Consider the following 15922-nt stretch of genomic DNA (forward strand, 5'->3'; position numbering starts at 1 on the left):
TTTCGCGGACCCATTGTTCCCGCAGGCCGTGCATGGCGAAGCGCCGCCATGGGTGGGTCGTGCGCTTGGCTGGAGCTCGCGGTGCGGCGAGGACGCCGCTACTCCGCCGCGACCCCCTTCACTTCGAGATAGCTCTCCATCGAATCGTCCATCGCCTGCAGCCAGGGCGTATGGTGCAGCGGCGCCATCGTGCCAGTCATCAGCGAACGGTAGGCGTTGTCGCGGAAGCCCATGATGTCTTCCACCTTGTGGTGCTCCCACTCCATGAAGGTCTGGTTGACAGCCTCGACGTCGAAGCCCGGATAGTCGGTCTGCTCCATCAGCTCCTTGGTGTAGTCGCCCTGGAACCAGATCATCTGCTCGGCGTCTTCCAGCGTTTCCTCACGCGCCCGCCATTTCCTGCCGTGTTCCGCCATCACTTCTGCCGAAGGCAGCTTTATGCGGTCCATGATGACGTCGCGCGCGAACCAGGCCTGCGCGTCGAACATGTTGAAGGTGTAGAACTGGTCCTGCATGCCGATATAGAACAGCTGCGGGTTCTTCTCCCAGACGACGCCCTCATAGAGCCCGTCCGGCCACATGCGGTTGGCGGTCTTGAGCTTCAGATCGTCGGTCAGGAACGGGAACGAGTGCAGATAGCCGGTACACAGGATGATGGCGTCGACATCCTTGGTGCTGCCGTCCTTGAAATGCGCGGTCTTGCCGACGACTTTCTGCAGCAGTGGCACTTCCTTCCAGTTGTCGGGCCATTTGAAGCCCATCGGCTTCGAGCGGTAGCTGGAGGTGATCGATCTGGCGCCGTATTTATAGCATTGCGAGCCGATATCCTCGGCCGAATAGGAGCGGCCGATGATCAGGATGTCCTTGTCCTTGAATTCCATGGCGTCGCGGAAATCGTGGCTGTGCAGGATGCGGCCGTTGAAGGTCGAAAAACCCTCGAAATAGGGAACGTTGGGCACGGAAAAATGCCCCGAGGCGACGACGACGTTGTCGAACTCTTCCGAATAGGTGACGTCGTTGGTGCGGTCATGCGCGGTGACGGTGAACTTTTTCGTCTCGTCGGAGAAGGTCACCATGCGCACCGGGCTGTTGAAGCGCACCCATTTGCGCACGCCGGATTTTTCGACGCGGCCCTTGATGTAGTCCCACAGCACGGCGCGTGGCGGATAGGAGCCGATCGGCCGCCCGAAATGCTCCTCGAACGTGTAGTCGGCGAATTCGAGGCACTCCTTCGGTCCGTTCGACCAGAGGTAACGGTACATCGAGCCATGCACCGGATCGCCATGCTCGTCGAGGCCGGTGCGCCAGGTGTAGTTCCACAGGCCACCCCAGTCGGACTGCTTTTCGAAGCAGACGACTTCCGGAATGTCCGCGCCATGGTCGGCAGCCGACTTGAAGGCTCGAAGCTGGGCCAGGCCGGACGGTCCGGCTCCGATGACGGCAACACGACTTTTCATTCCGGGCCTCCCGACCTCATTTCTCTAACGAAACAAATTTCACTGACAGGACAGTAATTCGCCGTTCAATGCTGTCAACAGCCCTTGTCGCGAAACCGCGTTTCATCAAGGTGATTTTCCAGCTAGGTCCACGGTAGCAGCCTGCGGAGCACACGAGAAATCAATCGTGGATGGCTTGCTGTGGCGGTTGCGCTTCTGTATCGGCACCGAATATGTTTACCGTGAGTGAAATAAATCCACAGAGTCCGGAGTAGCGACATGGCGAAAACAGCTTCAGACCTCAAGAATGGCGCCGGTGCCGCTCTGGCCAGGGCCAAACCGTCACCAAAGGCGGCCGAAGGACGGACGATTCGCACGCCGCTGACGCAGAACCCGCACGCCATCCGCGACACCCGCGAAAAAGTCCTCGAGGTCGCCATCGGCCGCGAGGTGCGGGCGTTCCGCAAGAAGCTCGGCATCACCGTCGCGGACCTGGCCGTCGCCACCGATATATCGCTCGGCATGCTGTCGAAGATCGAGAACGGCATCACCTCGCCATCGCTGACGACGCTGCAGGCCTTGTCGCGGGCGCTCGGCGTTCCCGTCACCGCCTTCTTCCGCCGTTTCGAGGAGGAGCGCAGCGCCGTGTTCGTCAAGGCCGGCGAAGGGCTCGATGTCGAGCGCCGCGGCACGCGAGCCGGCCACCAGTACAATCTGCTCGGCCATATCGGCTCCAACACCAGCGGCGTCGTCGTCGAACCCTATCTGATCACGCTGACCGAGGATTCAGACGTGTTTCCGACCTTCCAGCATGAGGGCATGGAGTTCCTCTATATGCTCGAAGGCGAAGTGGTTTACCGCCACGGCAGCAACCTCTATCCGATGAAGCCTGGTGACAGCCTGTTTTTCGACGCCGACGCGCCGCACGGGCCGGAAGTGCTGACAGTTCTGCCGATGCGCTATCTCTCGATCATCTGCTATCCGCAGAACAGCGCGGGTTGAGCGGATTCGGACGCAAGCGTATCCCCCTCGCCCGGCCTCCTCTTCGATCGGCTGGTCTCTTCTCGGGACGAGAAGAGCCCACCAGCGTCGATGCCTCTCTCCCGCCAGCGGGAGAAGGCGGAAGCGGCCGGATGAGGGGCATTCCAGTTCTAGAGGGCTGGCGGCAGGCCGAAGGCCGCAAACAAGCTGGGGCCGAGCGGCCCCACATAGATCGTCAGAGAAGCGATTCCACCCTCGGCGGGTTCGATCACGTGCAGAGAATGAGCTCGCCACGTAGGGTCCTGATGGGTGCGCACGTAGACTCCTACCGCCGGCTGGCCGTTGGCCCTGATGGCCACCGCGCGGAAGCCCGCAAAATTAGTCCAGATGGTCTCGAAGAAACCGCGTATCGCCCCGCGTCCTTGATACCATTCCCGCCAAGGCGGCATGCGATAGGTGGCGTCCTCACGCAAGAGATCGATCAGGCCGTCAAGATTGGCGGCATGCCAAGCCTGCATGTAACGTTCGAGCAGCAGGCCTTCTTCGGGGTTGGGCTGCGATCGACGCGTCGGACGTCCCTCAGGATATCGCGCCACGAGGGTTGCGCGAGCCCGCTGCAATGCGCTGTTGATCGAAGCTGTCGATCTGCCCAGCAATTGCGCGGTCTCGGCAGCCGACCACCCCAGGACGTCGGCAAGCAGCAGGGCGGCCCGCTGCCTGGGCGGCAGATCCTGGATCGCGGCGACGAAGGCGAGTTGCACGGCTTCGCGGGTCTCATACCGCGCTTCCGGACCTGGCTCGCTGTCTGCGAGGCCTGGAAGCTCCGCGTCCGGGTAAGGCTCCAGCCAGCCAAGCTCGGCTGCGGGCCCGCCTGCGGCCGAACCGTGGCAGGGCGACCGTCCGGGCTGCTGCAGAATTCGATGCGCCCTGGCCCGCGCCTTGAGGGCGTTGAGGCAAGTGTTGGTCGCGATTGTGTAGAGCCAACCACGAAGCGAACCCCGCCCGTCGAACTCCGACCTTGCACGCCAGGCGCGAAGAAGCGTGTCCTGGACGAGATCGTCCGCCTCGTGCAGCGAGCCCATCATGCGATAGCAGTGGAGCTTGAGCTCCCGGCGATGGGCCGCCGTGAGCTTCTCGAAGGCCAGCCGATCGAGGATCGGTTGGCCTTGCTGACGTGCCGGCTCGAGAGGTGCCTGAGCGTCTGTCATGCGGATTCTGCAGTTCCGGGTCTTGGTTTGCATTACGCGCGCCTCAGGCGGCCGGCGCAAGCCCGCTCCCGCTCACCGCGAAGGAACTGCCTTGCGATTTCCCGGTGGCGAGTGCGACCACCGCCCTTCCCACATCGGCCGGCGTCTGCATGTCGGTCATGCTCGCGAGGAAGTCCGCAGGGTGAATGCCCAGATAGGCCGCAAAGCTGTCGACGCCGGCCTTGCCCACGCCGGTCTCCGGCATGATGCGCATAGGCGCAAGCGCCATGAAGCGCAGGTCCAGGCCGAGCCGTTCCGATTCCTTCTGGCAATGACCGGCCATGAACATCTGCATGCGCTTTGCGCCGGCATAACCGCCGGCGAACGGTGGCCCCCCGGTCAAGGCTGCGCCACTGGAGATCAGAACGATCCGGGTCCCCGACTTGAGCGGACCCCGCAGAGCGGCTTTGCAAAACAGGAAAGACGCCTTGACGTCGGTTTCCCAGTTTGCGGAGAACGCCTCCCAGCTCAGTTCATGTACGGGCGCGGCGGGGGCGAAAGCGCCTGCACAGATCACCAGGACGTCCGGTTCAAGCGCGGCGAAGACCTGATCAGGCGCGGAGTCCACAGTTGCATTGACCGCGAATGTCTTCACGCCCGAAGTATCCTGAGCAAATTCCGCCAGGGCCTGTTCTCCGCGGGCGACGGCCAGGACCGTCGCTCCCTCGCTCAGCGCGGCTTCCACGATCGAGCGGCCGACACCCCGGCTCCCCCCAACGACGAAGACATTCTGACCTTGTAACGATCCCATGGACCACCTCGCTCTCCGGGCCGCTGGACCATCCAGGCGCGCCCATTGATCAGGACAACGCTGGCGGGCGGGAATCATCGGTGCGGGGTCAGAAATCCTCTCAGTTGATCGGAAGCGCCGTGCGAGCTCCTTACTCCGGCCCGAAACCGGGCGACGTCGGGCTGCCATCATCCAGCTTCGACAGCCATTCGACCAGCGTCGAGCGGTAGCGCGTCAGGCCCTTGTAGTTGGCGAGTTCCTCGGGCAGGTCGCGGATCACGCGGTGCAGGCGCCGCGCCCATTTCGGCTGCGTCACCAGTTCGTCCATCTTGATCAGATAGCAGCGGATCGGGAAGACGATGCCGTTCGAGCGCGGCAGCCGCCAGAAGCTTTGCAGCTCGACGCGCAGATGGACCTTTTCGCCGACATTTTCGGGCGTCACCGTGGTGCGGTCCGGACCCCATTTGTGATAGTTTTCCGGGCTGGTGTCGAGGCGCGGATTGATGGTCATCGTCCAGTTCAGGCGCCGCGCCGGCTTGCCTTGCTGGATGTTGGTGAGGAACTTCAGCGCCCGGATAAAAATCCCCTTCTCATGCGCCAGCGGCACCGGCGCGTGCCATTCGAAGAAGTTCATGCCGATGTCGAAATCGAGCGACCAGTCGGCCTGGGTGGTGACCATGCCGGCGTCCATCCACAGATTGCCGTCACGCTGGTCGAGGATGCAGAAATCGCCCTGGCTCTGGCGCGTGATGTATTCCATCGGCCCGTAAGGCAGCGTCGAGACATCGCCGAAGGTGAAAGTGTCGTCGATGCCGAGCGGCCGGTTGATCCAGCGCCAGCGGTCACCGTCGCGCGTCAGCGTGAAATGCTCGGGATAGCCGAGCGCCTGCTGCTCCATCAGGAGTTCGAGCAGGTCCCAGCCGGCCAGCGTCATGTGCGGCAGCGACTGGCAGCGCAGCGGATCCTCGGCAAGCACCAGGGCGCGGTCCTGCATCTCGGCGACATAGTGCTCGTCGACGTCGATCAGGTTTTCGAGCACGCTGCCCTTCGGCCCGACCACATGCGGCTCGATATTGACCGCATACATGTAGCTGTCTTCGTGGAACGGGAATGGGAACCGCCTGATGTGCTCCGGGCTGTTCCGGAATGTGAAGTCGTTACGGAACGTTTCGTTGCGAAAGGTGATCCCCAAGCTCGCCTCCTATCTTTCCAGCACCAGCGACCTGCCCTCGAAGCGCGAGACGCACGGCATGATCTTCCCGCAGGATCGATGCTCTTCCTCGCTCAGCCAGTGATCGTTGTGGATGAATTTGCCGTCATGCGAAATCACATTGGTCTCGCATTGGCCGCAGACGCCGCCGCGGCAGAGATAGGGCGGATCGACGCCGGCCGCCTCGATCGCCTCGAGCAGGCTCTGCTGCTCGCCGACGCGGATCGTCCTGCCGCTGAGGGCGAGCGTCACGTCGAACGGGGCGCCGGGCTGGGGGGCGGCGAAATGCTCGAAATGGACGGTTTCCGCCGGCCAGCCCAGGCTTGCTGCGCGATCGCGCACCCAACCGATCATGCCCGACGGGCCGCAGACGTAGAGATGCGTGCCGAGCGGCTGCGACGACAGGAGGCGATCAAGCTCGATGCGCTCGTCGCGGTCGTCGTGGTAGAGCCTGACCCGGCGGTCGTAGCGCTCCCTCAGCACATCGGCATAGGTGCCGAGCGAGGCGGTGCGGCAGGTGTAGTGCAGTTCGAAATTGCCGCCTTCCGCCGCCAGCTGCGCGGTCTGCGCCATGAACGGCGTGATGCCGATGCCGCCGGCCAGCATCAGGTGTTTTTTAGCGCGCAGATCGAGCGAAAACAGATTGACCGGGTAGCTGATCACCATTTCCAGCCCCGGCTTGACGCTCCGGTGCATGAACAGCGAGCCGCCGCGGCCGGCGTCGTCGCGGCGCACCGAAATCGTGTATTCGCCGGTATTGAGCGGCGAACCCATCAGCGAATAGGGATTGAGCCGAGTGCGATCGCCATCGCGCATCTCCACCACGACATGGGCGCCGCCGGAAAATGTCGGCAGCAGCGCTCCGTCGCGCCGGCGGAAGTGGAAGCGCGTGACCAATTCGTTGACCGGGACGACGTCGCTCACCACGACATCGAGCTTGGTGGTGCCGGTGCTCATCGAAAGATCTCCTCCGCGGGAGGAATTTCGCTGCGGTCCTCGGCGTTGATGCAGACACCCTGGAATGCCGCGAGGCGCCTGGAATAGTGGTCGCGTACCAGAAGAAGCAGGCCACAATGCGAACAGGTTGCCGGCTGCGTCGTCACGTTCTCGGTGATGCCCTTGCAGTGAACGCATTGGATGCGGCGCGCCAGCGAGCCGCGATGCTCGGTCTGAATCGAGGTATGGTCGATGCCGGCTTCGAGCGCCGCCTGCATGGCCTGGCCGATCAGCCCCTCGGTGCCGGCGAGATAGAGGCGCAGGCCCATATGCGCGTTGGCCAGCGTCTGCTTCAGCCGCGGCAAGGCGCTGGCGAAGGAAGGCCCCTGGTAGAACTGCGCCGGGTTCAGCGCTTCGAGCGTGGCGACATGTTTGCCGTCATGGTCGGGGATGAAGATGATGTGGGCGTCGGCGAAAAAGCCGGCGGGCGCCCTGGCGGCCAGGTCTGATATCGCCAGCGCTCCTTCCGCATCCGCTACGAAAAGATGGTGCTTGCCGGGCTGCGGAGACAGGGTTCCGTAGACCGGCCGGCTGATGATGCTCTTTGCTGCCATTCTCTCGGTTTGCCTCAGCCTTTCGCCGTGCGCTTGGTCTTCTTCGGATCGTCGAACGGAAGCGGCTCGGCGGTCGCGCCGATGGCGCCGCTCTGGTTGCGGATTTCGAGCCTGGTGCCCTGGACGGCACAGTCGACGTCGAGCCGGGCGATGCCCATCGACTTCTTGACCAGCGGCGAATACATGGCGCAGGTCACCACGCCGACCTTTTTGCCGTCGCGATAGACCGGCGCGCCCTCGTCGGCCGGTTCCTTGCCTTCGAGCAGCACGCCAAAGATCTTGAAGCGCTCCTTGCCCTTGAGGCGGTAGTGCTCCTCGGCGCCGCGAAAGCCTGTCTTGCCGGGGCTGACGGTGAAGTCGAGGCCGAGTTCCCACAGCGTGTCGCCGGGGCCTTCGTTCTCGAACGGATATTTCTGCGAATTGTCGTAGGGGTAGAACAAGAGGTAGCTCTCGACGCGCAGCATGTCGAGCGTGGTGAACCGGCACGGGATGATGCCGACGCTCTTGCCCTCTTCAAGGATGGTGTCCCAGATCGTGCCGGCATCCTGGCCGCGACAGAAGATCTCGTAACCGCGTTCGCCGGTATAGCCGGTGCGCGAGATCATCACCGGAAAGCCGAACAACCGCGTCTGCACGTGATGGAAATAGGCAAGTTCGCGAATGCCCGGCACATGCTTTGCCAGATAGTCGACGGCTATCGGCCCCTGCAGCGAAAGGTCATGCAGATTGTCGTCGAAGCGCAGCGAGACGTCGCGGCCCATGGCGGCGCGCTGCAACTCCTCATGGCCGGTCCCCGAACCGTGCACGACCATCCAGGCATTCGGACCGGTGCGGTAGAGGATGCAGTCGTCGGTGAATTTTCCCGCCTCGTTCAGCATGCAGGCATAGGCCGACTTGCCGGGATATATTTTCTCGACGTCGCGCGTCGTTGCCAGGTCGATCAGGTGCGAGGCATGCGGCCCGGTGATGTGCACCTTCTTCAGGCCGGATACGTCCATAAGCCCGGCCTTGGTGCGGATGGCGATGTATTCCTCGTCGGCGTCTTTGTCGTAGGTCCAGGCGGTGCCCATCCCGCTCCAGTCTTCGAGTTTCGAACCGAGCGCACGATGGCGATCCGCCAAGGTCGAAAATCTCCAGGATGCCGTCATGGACTTGCTTCTCCTCAACATGATTGCCGACGTTTCGCCGCTGCAGGGCACTGAGGGCCATGTGGCGGTCCGCGCCATATTGACTCAAAACTCCAAAAGCGCGCAATACTAAGATGCAAAAAGTTTTACTGAGAGGCAAGGAACGCAACTGAACGGAGGGGACATGAAATGGAAGGGAATCTCAACGCTCTAACGACCATTTTCACCGAATTCTACTACTGGGTGACCATCGTCATGATGTTTCTCATCCATGTCGGATTCTGCACCTACGAGGTCGGCGTGTCGCGCCGGCGCAATCACCTGAAGACGCTTATGAAGAACGCGATGGCGATCCCGCTCGTCACGGTCACGTTCTACTTTTTCGGTTGGTGGATCTATTTCGGCTTCCCCAACGGACCGGGCATCGCGGGCGGACTTGTCACGGCACCTTTCGCTGAAGCCTGGAATCCGCTGATGGGCACCCATCTGTCCGGCGTCAGTCCAGGCGAGACGGGAGTTACGCCTGCCGACGCCGCGCTGTGGCATCGACTCAACGGCGTATTCTGGGGCGCCTTCCTGCTGTTTTCCATCACGACGGCGTCGATCATCTCGGGTTCGATCATAGAACGCGCGCGTTCGGGCGCGTTCTGGATCGTCGCGGTGCTGGTCGGCTCGGTGCTGTGGATCCTCGACGCGTCCTGGGGATGGCATCCGCAAGGCTGGATGGTGAAGCTTTGGGGCTATCACGACGCCTACGCATCGGGCGTCGTGCATGCGATCGCCGGCGGAGCAGCGCTCGCCTTCCTCATCGTGCTCGGTCCGCGCATCGGCAAGTTCAAGCCCGACGGCACGCCGCGAGACATCCCGCCGCACAATGTGTGGCTGGTCACGATCGGCCTGTTCCTGATCTACACCGGATTCTGGGGTTTCTATGCCGCGTGCAACATTCCGCTGATCAGCCCGGCCACGATTGCCGGCCAGATCACCGGCGAGACCTGGACGGCGACCAACATATATCTCGCGCCAACGACGCTCTCGGCGATCACCTTCAACTTCCTGATGTCGCTGTCGGGCGGCATGATGGCCGGCTACCTCGTCTCGAAAGGCGACCCCTTCTGGACGTTCTCGATGGGGCTTTGCGGCGTCATCTCGGCCTCGGCCGGCAACGACCTTTATCACCCGATCCAGGCGCTGCTGATCGGCGCGATCGTCCCGACGATCTGCTACAGACTGCACTATTTCGTCGAACGCCGCTTCAAGATCGACGATGCGGTGGGCGCCGTTGCCGTGCACGGCTATGGCGGCTTCCTCGGGGTCGTGGTGGCGGGCTTCATGCTATGGGGACAGCCGTCCTCGCCCTATGAGGGCTTCGCGCATATCAATCCGCTCGGTAATTTCGCGGGCGCGGTGCTGATGTTCGTGCTCGGTTTCGTTCCCACCTTCGTCGTCTGCAAGATACTCAACAGCATGAACCTCCTGCGCGTACCGGCGAAGGTGGAACTCGAGGGCGTCGACTTTGCCCTCAACCATGCTTTCGAGGCGTCGGTCCGCGACGTGGGAGCCGCCGAAAAGGCCATGATGAAATAATCAACGGACAAGGAGAATTCGCAATGTCGACCAATGGAATGGAAAGCTGGGCCGTCGATCTCAAGGACGTCGGCGCGATCTACCCGTTTCAGGGCTCCGAGGTATTGATGGTCATCATCGGCCTCGTCTTCTGGATCGGCTGGCACGTCCTCCAGACGCGCCACGAGAACGCTGAAATCGAGGCCGATTTGGCCGCGGATCGCAGCGGGGAGGAAACGAGAGCGGCGATCGATCGCTATTAGATCGGAGCACGTCGCCCGGCGCCCTCGGTTACGCCGGGCGACTTGTTTAGTATGAAAAAAACTTTCATGTGAGTTGAATTTGATCCATGAAGCTGATAGCACCCAGATCATACCTCACCTCGGGAGCCTGACATGTGCGGAATCGTCGGACTTTTTTTGAAGGACAAGTCGCTTGAGCCCCAGCTCGGCTCGATGCTGTCGGAAATGCTGATCTCGCTCAGTGATCGCGGTCCCGACAGCGCCGGCATCGCCATCTATGGCGCGCCAACCGGCAACGAGGCCAAGATCACCATCCAGTCGGCAAGGCCGGAGCATGAATTCGGCAATCTTGATGCCGAACTCGCCAAGGCGATCGGAGCGCCGGTGACGGTCAGCGTGAAGTCGACGCATGCGGTCGTCAGGACCACGCCCGACAAGATCGATGAAGCGCGTGAGACCATCCAGGCGCTGCGCCCCGACATCCGTATCATGGGCGCCGGCGACGTTGTCGAAATCTACAAGGAAGTCGGCCTCCCGGAAGCCGTCGTCGATCGCTTCGACGTGCGCTCAATGACCGGCACGCATGGCATCGGCCATACCCGCATGGCGACGGAATCGGCGGTGACGACGATGGGCGCGCATCCGTTCTCGACCGGCGCCGACCAGTGCCTGGTGCACAATGGCTCGCTGTCCAATCACAACAATGTCCGCCGCGAGCTGATCCGCGAAGGCATGAAATTCGAAACCGAGAACGACACCGAGGTCGCGGCCGCCTATCTCTCCTCGCAGATGGCGCATGGCAAGAATCTCGGCGAAGCACTGGAGGGCACGCTGAGCGATCTCGACGGCTTCTTCACCTTCGTCGTCGGCACCAAGAACGGTTTCGGCGTGGTGCGCGATCCGATCGCCTGCAAGCCTGCCGTCATGGCCGAGACCGATCAGTATGTCGCCTTCGGCTCGGAATATCGCGCGCTCACCAAACTGCCCGGCATAGACAGTGCGAGGGTCTGGGAACCCGAGCCCGCAACCGTCTATTTCTGGGAGCATTGAGCTGATGCCGGCAATCAACGTTTCCAAGACCCTCGACCAGGGCCATGTCCAGAGTCAGGCGTCACGGGCCTTCGACCTGGCCGAGGTGCCGCTGCGCGAACTCAACCAGGCGCTTCACAATCTGACCCCCGGCTCGAACGAGACCGCCTGGGAAGTGCTCAACCCGAAAGGCAGCCATTCGGTCGCCGTCGGTGTCGACCAGCCGATCGCCATCGATGTCCGCGGCAGCGTCGGCTATTATTGCGGCGGCATGAACGACGGCAGCGCCATCACGGTGCACGGCTCGGCCGGGCCCGGCGTCGGTGAGAACATGATGTCGGGCTCGATAACGGTCAAAGGCGATGCGAGCCAGTATGCCGGCGCCACCGGCAGGGGCGGACTGCTGGTCATCGAGGGCAATGCGTCGTCGCGCTGCGGCATTTCGATGAAGGGCATCGACATCGTCGTCCATGGCAATATCGGCCACATGTCGGCCTTCATGGCGCAGTCCGGCAATCTGGTGGTGCTAGGCGATGCGGGTGACGCGCTCGGCGATTCCATCTACGAGGCGCGGCTGTTCGTGCGCGGCAAGGTCGGCAGCCTCGGCGCCGACTGCATCGCCAAGGAGATGCGGCCGGAGCATCTGGAACTGCTGCAGGGCCTGCTCGACCGTGCCGGCGTGACCGGCGTCAACGCGGCGGAATTCAAGCGTTACGGCTCGGCGCGCACGCTTTACAATTTCAACATCGACAACGCCGACTCGTATTGAGGCAGCATGACCTATCGCAACCCGCCGACGACGCCGCGCAAATCCGCGACCTTCGACGACTACACGCTTTCCGAGATCCGCCGCGCCGCGGCGACCGGCATCTATGACATCCGTGGCGGCGGCGCCAAGCGCAAGCTGCCGCATTTCGACGACCTTTTGGTCCTCGGCGCCTCGATCTCGCGCTATCCGCTCGAAGGCTACCGCGAGCGCTGCGACACTGGCGTCGTGCTCGGTTCGCGCCACGCCAAGAAGCCGATCGAGCTGAAAATCCCGATCACCATCGCCGGCATGAGTTTCGGGTCGCTGTCCGGTCCGGCCAAGGAAGCGCTCGGCCGCGGGGCAACGCTGTCCGGCACCTCGACGACCACCGGCGACGGCGGCATGACCGAGGAAGAGCGCGGTCATTCCAAGACGCTGGTCTACCAGTATCTGCCGTCGCGCTATGGCATGAACCCACGCGATTTGCGGCGCGCGGATGCGATCGAGATCGTCATTGGCCAGGGCGCCAAGCCCGGCGGCGGCGGCATGCTGCTCGGCCAGAAGATCTCCGACCGGGTCGCCGAAATGCGCACGCTGCCGAAGGGCATCGACCAGCGCTCGGCCTCGCGCCACCCCGACTGGACCGGGCCCGACGATCTCGAGATCAAGATCCTGGAACTGCGCGAAATCACCGACTGGGAAAAGCCGATCTACGTCAAGGTCGGCGGCGCGCGGCCCTACTACGATACAGCCTTGGCGGTGAAGTCAGGCGCCGATGTCGTCGTCATCGACGGCATGCAGGGCGGCACCGCCGCGACCCAGGAAGTGTTCATCGAGAATGTCGGCCAACCGACGCTTGCCTGCATCAGGCCGGCGGTGCAGGCGCTGCAGGATCTCGGCATGCATCGCAAGGTGCAGCTGATCATCTCCGGCGGCATCCGCAACGGCGCCGATGTCGCCAAGGCGCTGGCGCTCGGCGTCGATGCGGTGTCGATCGGCACGGCCGCACTTGTCGCGCTCGGCGACAACGATCCGCGATGGGAGGCGGACTACAACGCGCTCGACACCACCGCCGGCGCTTATGACGATTGGCATGAGGGGCGCGACCCGGCCGGCATCACGACGCAGGATCCCGAGCTTATGAAGCGGCTCGACCCGATCGCCGCCGGGCGCCGGTTGGCGAATTACCTGAAGGTGATGACGCTCGAGGCGCAGACGATTGCCCGCGCCTGTGGCAAGAACAGCCTGCACAATCTCGAACCCGAGGATCTCGTTGCGCTGACGATCGAAGCCGCCGCCATGGCCGGCGTGCCGCTGGCCGGCACCAACTGGATACCGGGGAAGAACGGCTTCTAGGATTCAAACCACCAAAAATACCGTAAGCGAGGAACTATAATGGGGAACGATCTCGCCGCATTCGCCAAAGAGAACGGCGTCAAATATTTCATGATTTCCTACACCGACCTGTTCGGTGGGCAGCGCGCCAAGCTGGTGCCGGCGCAAGCCATTGCCGACATGCAGAAGGACGGTGCGGGCTTTGCCGGCTTTGCCACCTGGCTCGACCTGACGCCGGCGCATCCCGACATGCTGGCGGTGCCGGATGCGGATTCGGTCATCCAGTTGCCGTGGAAGCCCGACGTCGCCTGGGTCGCCGCCAACTGCGTCATGGACGACAAGTCGGTCGCCCAGGCACCGCGCAACACGCTGAAGCGGCTGATCACCGAGGCGGCCGGCGACGGCATGCATGTCAAGACCGGTGTCGAGGCCGAGTTCTTCCTGATCTCGCCGGACGGCAAGGCGATTTCCGACGAATACGACACCGCGTCGAAGCCCTGCTACGACCAGCAGGCGGTGATGCGCCGCTACGACGTGATCGCCGAGATCTGCGACCATATGCTGGCGCTCGGCTGGGGTCCCTACCAGAACGACCATGAGGACGCCAACGGCCAGTTCGAGATGAACTGGGCTTTCGACGATGCGCTGGCGACCGCCGACAAGCACTCCTTCTTCAAGTTCATGGTGAGATCCGTCGCCGAAAAGCACGGACTGCGCGCGACCTTCATGCCGAAGCCATTCCCCGGCCTGACCGGCAATGGCTGCCACGCCCACATCTCGGTGTGGGACAGAGACGGCAAGACCAATGTCTTTGCCGACAACGCCATGGAACTCGGCCTGTCGGCGAAGGGCAGGAATTTTCTCGGCGGCATCATGAAGCATGCCTCGGCACTTGCGGCTATCACCAACCCGACGGTCAATTCCTACAAGCGGATCAATGCGCCGCGCACCATTTCGGGCGCCACCTGGGCGCCGAACTCGGTGACCTGGACCGGCAACAACCGCACCCATATGGTGCGCGTGCCCGGCCCCGGCCGTTTCGAGCTGCGCCTGCCCGACGGCGCGGCAAACCCCTATCTGCTGCAGGCTGTCATCATCGCCGCCGGCCTCGACGGCATCCGCTCGCAGGCCGATCCCGGCAAGCGCTACGACATCGACATGTACCAGTTCGGACACACGGTCGAGGGCGCGCCGAAGCTGCCGCTCAACCTGCTCGATGCCTTGCGCGAGTTCGACAACGACAAATCGCTCAAGGCGGCGCTGGGTGAGGAATTCTCGTCGGCCTACCTAAAGCTGAAGCACCAGGAATGGAATTCCTATGCTTCCCACTTCACCCAGTGGGAGCGCGACCACACGCTGGACATCTAGAGCATCGGACCGAAAGCGTGAAGCGGTTTTCGGATGAATCCGATGCGTCGAGAAAGGTCCTGCGTGGCGCGAGCGATCTCGGAACAGACTTATGAAATACTCGATCTTCTCGCTCGCCCGCGCCGCATTTTCCGGCCACAAGACCTGGCAGCGCACATGGCGCGACGCCAACCCGAAGGATCGCTATGACGTGGTGATCATCGGCGGCGGCGGTCATGGCCTGGCCACCGCATGGTTCCTGGCCAGTGAGTACGGCATCAGGAATGTCGCCGTGCTGGAGAAAGGCTGGATCGGCTCCGGCAATGCCGGCCGTAACACCACCATCATCCGCTCCAATTACGGGCTGCCCGGCAATACCGGCTTCTACGAGCTGTCGATGAAGCTGTGGGAGCGGATGGAGCAGGATCTCAACTACAACACGATGGTCAGCCAGCGCGGCGTCATCAACCTCTATCATTCCGACGCGCAGCGCGACGCCTATGCGCGGCGCGGCAACACGATGCGCATCAACGGCATCGACGCCGAGCTGCTCGACCTCGCCGCGGTCAGGAAGATGATGCCGTTCCTGAACTTCGACAATGCCCGCTTTCCCGTGCAGGGCGGGCTGCTGCAGCGGCGTGGCGGCACCGCGCGCCATGACGCGGTGGTCTGGGGCTATGCCCATGCGGCGAGCGCGCTTGGCGTCGACATCATCCAGAATTGCGAAGTGTCGGGCTTCGTGCGCGACGCCAACGGCAAGGTGACCGGCGTTGAGACGACGCGCGGCACAATCGGCGCCGGCAAGGTCGGCATGGCTGTCGCCGGCAGTTCGTCGCGCGTCGCTGCCATGGCGGGACTGCGCCTGCCGATCGAAAGCCATGTGCTGCAGGCCTTTGTCTCCGAGGCGATCAAGCCGCTCATTCCCGGTGTCATGACCTTCGGCGCCGGCCATTTCTATGTCAGCCAGTCCGACAAGGGCGGGCTGGTCTTCGGCGGCGACATAGACGGTTACAATTCCTACGCCCAGCGCGGCAACATGCCGGTCATGGAGGACGTCTGCGAGGGCGGCATGGCGCTGATGCCGATGATTGGCCGCGTGCGGCTTTTGCGCCAGTGGGGCGGCATCATGGACATGTCGATGGACGGTTCGCCGATCATCGACAAGACGCCGGTGGACGGGCTCTACCTCAATGCCGGCTGGTGCTATGGCGGCTTCAAGGCGACGCCGGGCTCCGGCTTTGTCTTTGCCCATCTTCTGGCGCGCGACGAACCGCATGAGGAGGCCGCAAGATTCCGCCTCGACCGGTTCCGGCGTGGCGCGATGATCGATGAAAAGGGCGTCGGCGCCCAACCAAACCTGCACTGAGGACGGCC

The 15922-nt window shown here is 63.0% G+C and carries 15 protein-coding genes; 8 read left to right on the top strand and 7 right to left on the bottom strand.

All coding sequences use genetic code 11. The features are described 5' to 3' along the window. Window positions 1–98: 98 nt before the first annotated feature. Window positions 99–1457: an NAD(P)-binding domain-containing protein gene (locus tag AC0NID_RS32800; RefSeq protein WP_473454351.1), complete on the bottom strand. Its 1359-nt coding sequence runs from the start codon at window positions 1455–1457 to the stop codon at window positions 99–101. A 258-nt stretch (window positions 1458–1715) separates the two neighbouring features. Here AC0NID_RS32800 and AC0NID_RS32805 point away from each other — a divergent pair, with 258 nt between their 5' ends. Next, window positions 1716–2438 (top strand): helix-turn-helix domain-containing protein, encoded by a 723-nt coding sequence (locus tag AC0NID_RS32805; protein ID WP_473454352.1) that lies wholly within the window; start codon window positions 1716–1718, stop codon window positions 2436–2438. A 149-nt stretch (window positions 2439–2587) separates the two neighbouring features. Here the strand turns inward: AC0NID_RS32805 and AC0NID_RS32810 are convergent, their stop codons facing one another. The 6 genes from AC0NID_RS32810 to AC0NID_RS32835 all read right to left on the bottom strand — a co-directional run bounded on the left by AC0NID_RS32810 (window position 2588) and on the right by AC0NID_RS32835 (window position 8302). After that, entirely contained in the window at window positions 2588–3625 is a 1038-nt protein-coding gene (locus tag AC0NID_RS32810) for an RNA polymerase subunit sigma-70 (protein WP_473454353.1), read from the bottom strand. Window positions 3626–3668: 43 nt separating this feature from the next. Next, on the bottom strand, window positions 3669–4349 hold the full coding sequence (locus AC0NID_RS32815) for an SDR family oxidoreductase (RefSeq protein ID WP_474033380.1): 681 nt from the start codon (window positions 4347–4349) through the stop codon (window positions 3669–3671). A 196-nt stretch (window positions 4350–4545) separates the two neighbouring features. Next, window positions 4546–5586 carry a heme-dependent oxidative N-demethylase family protein gene (locus tag AC0NID_RS32820; RefSeq protein ID WP_473454354.1) on the bottom strand — a complete coding sequence of 347 codons (1041 nt, stop codon included), beginning with the start codon at window positions 5584–5586 and terminating at the stop codon, window positions 4546–4548. A gap of 9 nt (window positions 5587–5595) precedes the next feature. Further along, entirely contained in the window at window positions 5596–6561 is a 966-nt protein-coding gene (locus AC0NID_RS32825; RefSeq protein WP_473454355.1) for a PDR/VanB family oxidoreductase, read from the bottom strand. Then, window positions 6558–7154 carry a dimethylamine monooxygenase subunit DmmA family protein gene (locus AC0NID_RS32830; protein ID WP_473454356.1) on the bottom strand — a complete coding sequence of 199 codons (597 nt, stop codon included), beginning with the start codon at window positions 7152–7154 and terminating at the stop codon, window positions 6558–6560. The genes AC0NID_RS32825 and AC0NID_RS32830 overlap by 4 nt, the downstream gene beginning before the upstream one ends. 14 nt (window positions 7155–7168) lie before the next feature. After that, the gene (locus AC0NID_RS32835; RefSeq protein WP_473454357.1) at window positions 7169–8302 is read right to left on the bottom strand and encodes an aminomethyl transferase family protein; all 1134 of its coding nucleotides are present in this window, start codon (window positions 8300–8302) and stop codon (window positions 7169–7171) included. A 168-nt stretch (window positions 8303–8470) separates the two neighbouring features. Between AC0NID_RS32835 and AC0NID_RS32840 the strand changes: the two genes are divergently transcribed. The 7 genes from AC0NID_RS32840 to AC0NID_RS32870 all read left to right on the top strand — a co-directional run bounded on the left by AC0NID_RS32840 (window position 8471) and on the right by AC0NID_RS32870 (window position 15914). Next, the gene (locus AC0NID_RS32840; RefSeq protein ID WP_473454358.1) at window positions 8471–9868 is read left to right on the top strand and encodes an ammonium transporter; all 1398 of its coding nucleotides are present in this window, start codon (window positions 8471–8473) and stop codon (window positions 9866–9868) included. Between the two features lie 23 nt (window positions 9869–9891). Continuing rightward, a complete protein-coding gene (locus AC0NID_RS32845) occupies window positions 9892–10110 on the top strand; it encodes a hypothetical protein (RefSeq protein ID WP_473454359.1) in 219 nt (72 codons plus the stop codon). A gap of 132 nt (window positions 10111–10242) precedes the next feature. After that, a complete protein-coding gene (locus AC0NID_RS32850; RefSeq protein WP_473454360.1) occupies window positions 10243–11139 on the top strand; it encodes a class II glutamine amidotransferase in 897 nt (298 codons plus the stop codon). Window positions 11140–11143: 4 nt separating this feature from the next. After that, entirely contained in the window at window positions 11144–11887 is a 744-nt protein-coding gene (locus tag AC0NID_RS32855) for a GltB/FmdC/FwdC-like GXGXG domain-containing protein (protein ID WP_473454361.1), read from the top strand. Between the two features lie 6 nt (window positions 11888–11893). Next, window positions 11894–13222 carry an FMN-binding glutamate synthase family protein gene (locus AC0NID_RS32860; protein ID WP_473454362.1) on the top strand — a complete coding sequence of 443 codons (1329 nt, stop codon included), beginning with the start codon at window positions 11894–11896 and terminating at the stop codon, window positions 13220–13222. 39 nt (window positions 13223–13261) lie between these two features. Next, a complete protein-coding gene (glnT, locus tag AC0NID_RS32865) occupies window positions 13262–14569 on the top strand; it encodes a type III glutamate--ammonia ligase (RefSeq protein ID WP_473454363.1) in 1308 nt (435 codons plus the stop codon). 91 nt (window positions 14570–14660) lie between these two features. Then, entirely contained in the window at window positions 14661–15914 is a 1254-nt protein-coding gene (locus tag AC0NID_RS32870) for a sarcosine oxidase subunit beta family protein (RefSeq protein ID WP_473454364.1), read from the top strand. The last annotated feature ends 8 nt before the right edge of the window (window positions 15915–15922 follow it).

The sequence above is a fragment of the Mesorhizobium sp. WSM4821 genome, assembly GCF_055901555.1.

Excerpts from the sequence above, each read along its gene's own strand:
- AC0NID_RS32840 (WP_473454358.1), top strand. The coding sequence starts at position 8,471 with ATGGAAGGGAATCTCAACGCTCTAACGACCATTTTCACCGAATTCTAC.
- glnT (WP_473454363.1), top strand. The coding sequence starts at position 13,262 with ATGGGGAACGATCTCGCCGCATTCGCCAAAGAGAACGGCGTCAAATAT.
- AC0NID_RS32850 (WP_473454360.1), top strand. The coding sequence starts at position 10,243 with ATGTGCGGAATCGTCGGACTTTTTTTGAAGGACAAGTCGCTTGAGCCC.
- AC0NID_RS32855 (WP_473454361.1), top strand. The coding sequence starts at position 11,144 with ATGCCGGCAATCAACGTTTCCAAGACCCTCGACCAGGGCCATGTCCAG.
- AC0NID_RS32845 (WP_473454359.1), top strand. The coding sequence starts at position 9,892 with ATGTCGACCAATGGAATGGAAAGCTGGGCCGTCGATCTCAAGGACGTC.
- AC0NID_RS32800 (WP_473454351.1), bottom strand. The coding sequence starts at position 1,457 with ATGAAAAGTCGTGTTGCCGTCATCGGAGCCGGACCGTCCGGCCTGGCC.
- AC0NID_RS32825 (WP_473454355.1), bottom strand. The coding sequence starts at position 6,561 with ATGAGCACCGGCACCACCAAGCTCGATGTCGTGGTGAGCGACGTCGTC.
- AC0NID_RS32830 (WP_473454356.1), bottom strand. The coding sequence starts at position 7,154 with ATGGCAGCAAAGAGCATCATCAGCCGGCCGGTCTACGGAACCCTGTCT.
- AC0NID_RS32805 (WP_473454352.1), top strand. The coding sequence starts at position 1,716 with ATGGCGAAAACAGCTTCAGACCTCAAGAATGGCGCCGGTGCCGCTCTG.
- AC0NID_RS32860 (WP_473454362.1), top strand. The coding sequence starts at position 11,894 with ATGACCTATCGCAACCCGCCGACGACGCCGCGCAAATCCGCGACCTTC.
- AC0NID_RS32810 (WP_473454353.1), bottom strand. The coding sequence starts at position 3,625 with ATGACAGACGCTCAGGCACCTCTCGAGCCGGCACGTCAGCAAGGCCAA.
- AC0NID_RS32870 (WP_473454364.1), top strand. The coding sequence starts at position 14,661 with ATGAAATACTCGATCTTCTCGCTCGCCCGCGCCGCATTTTCCGGCCAC.
- AC0NID_RS32835 (WP_473454357.1), bottom strand. The coding sequence starts at position 8,302 with ATGACGGCATCCTGGAGATTTTCGACCTTGGCGGATCGCCATCGTGCG.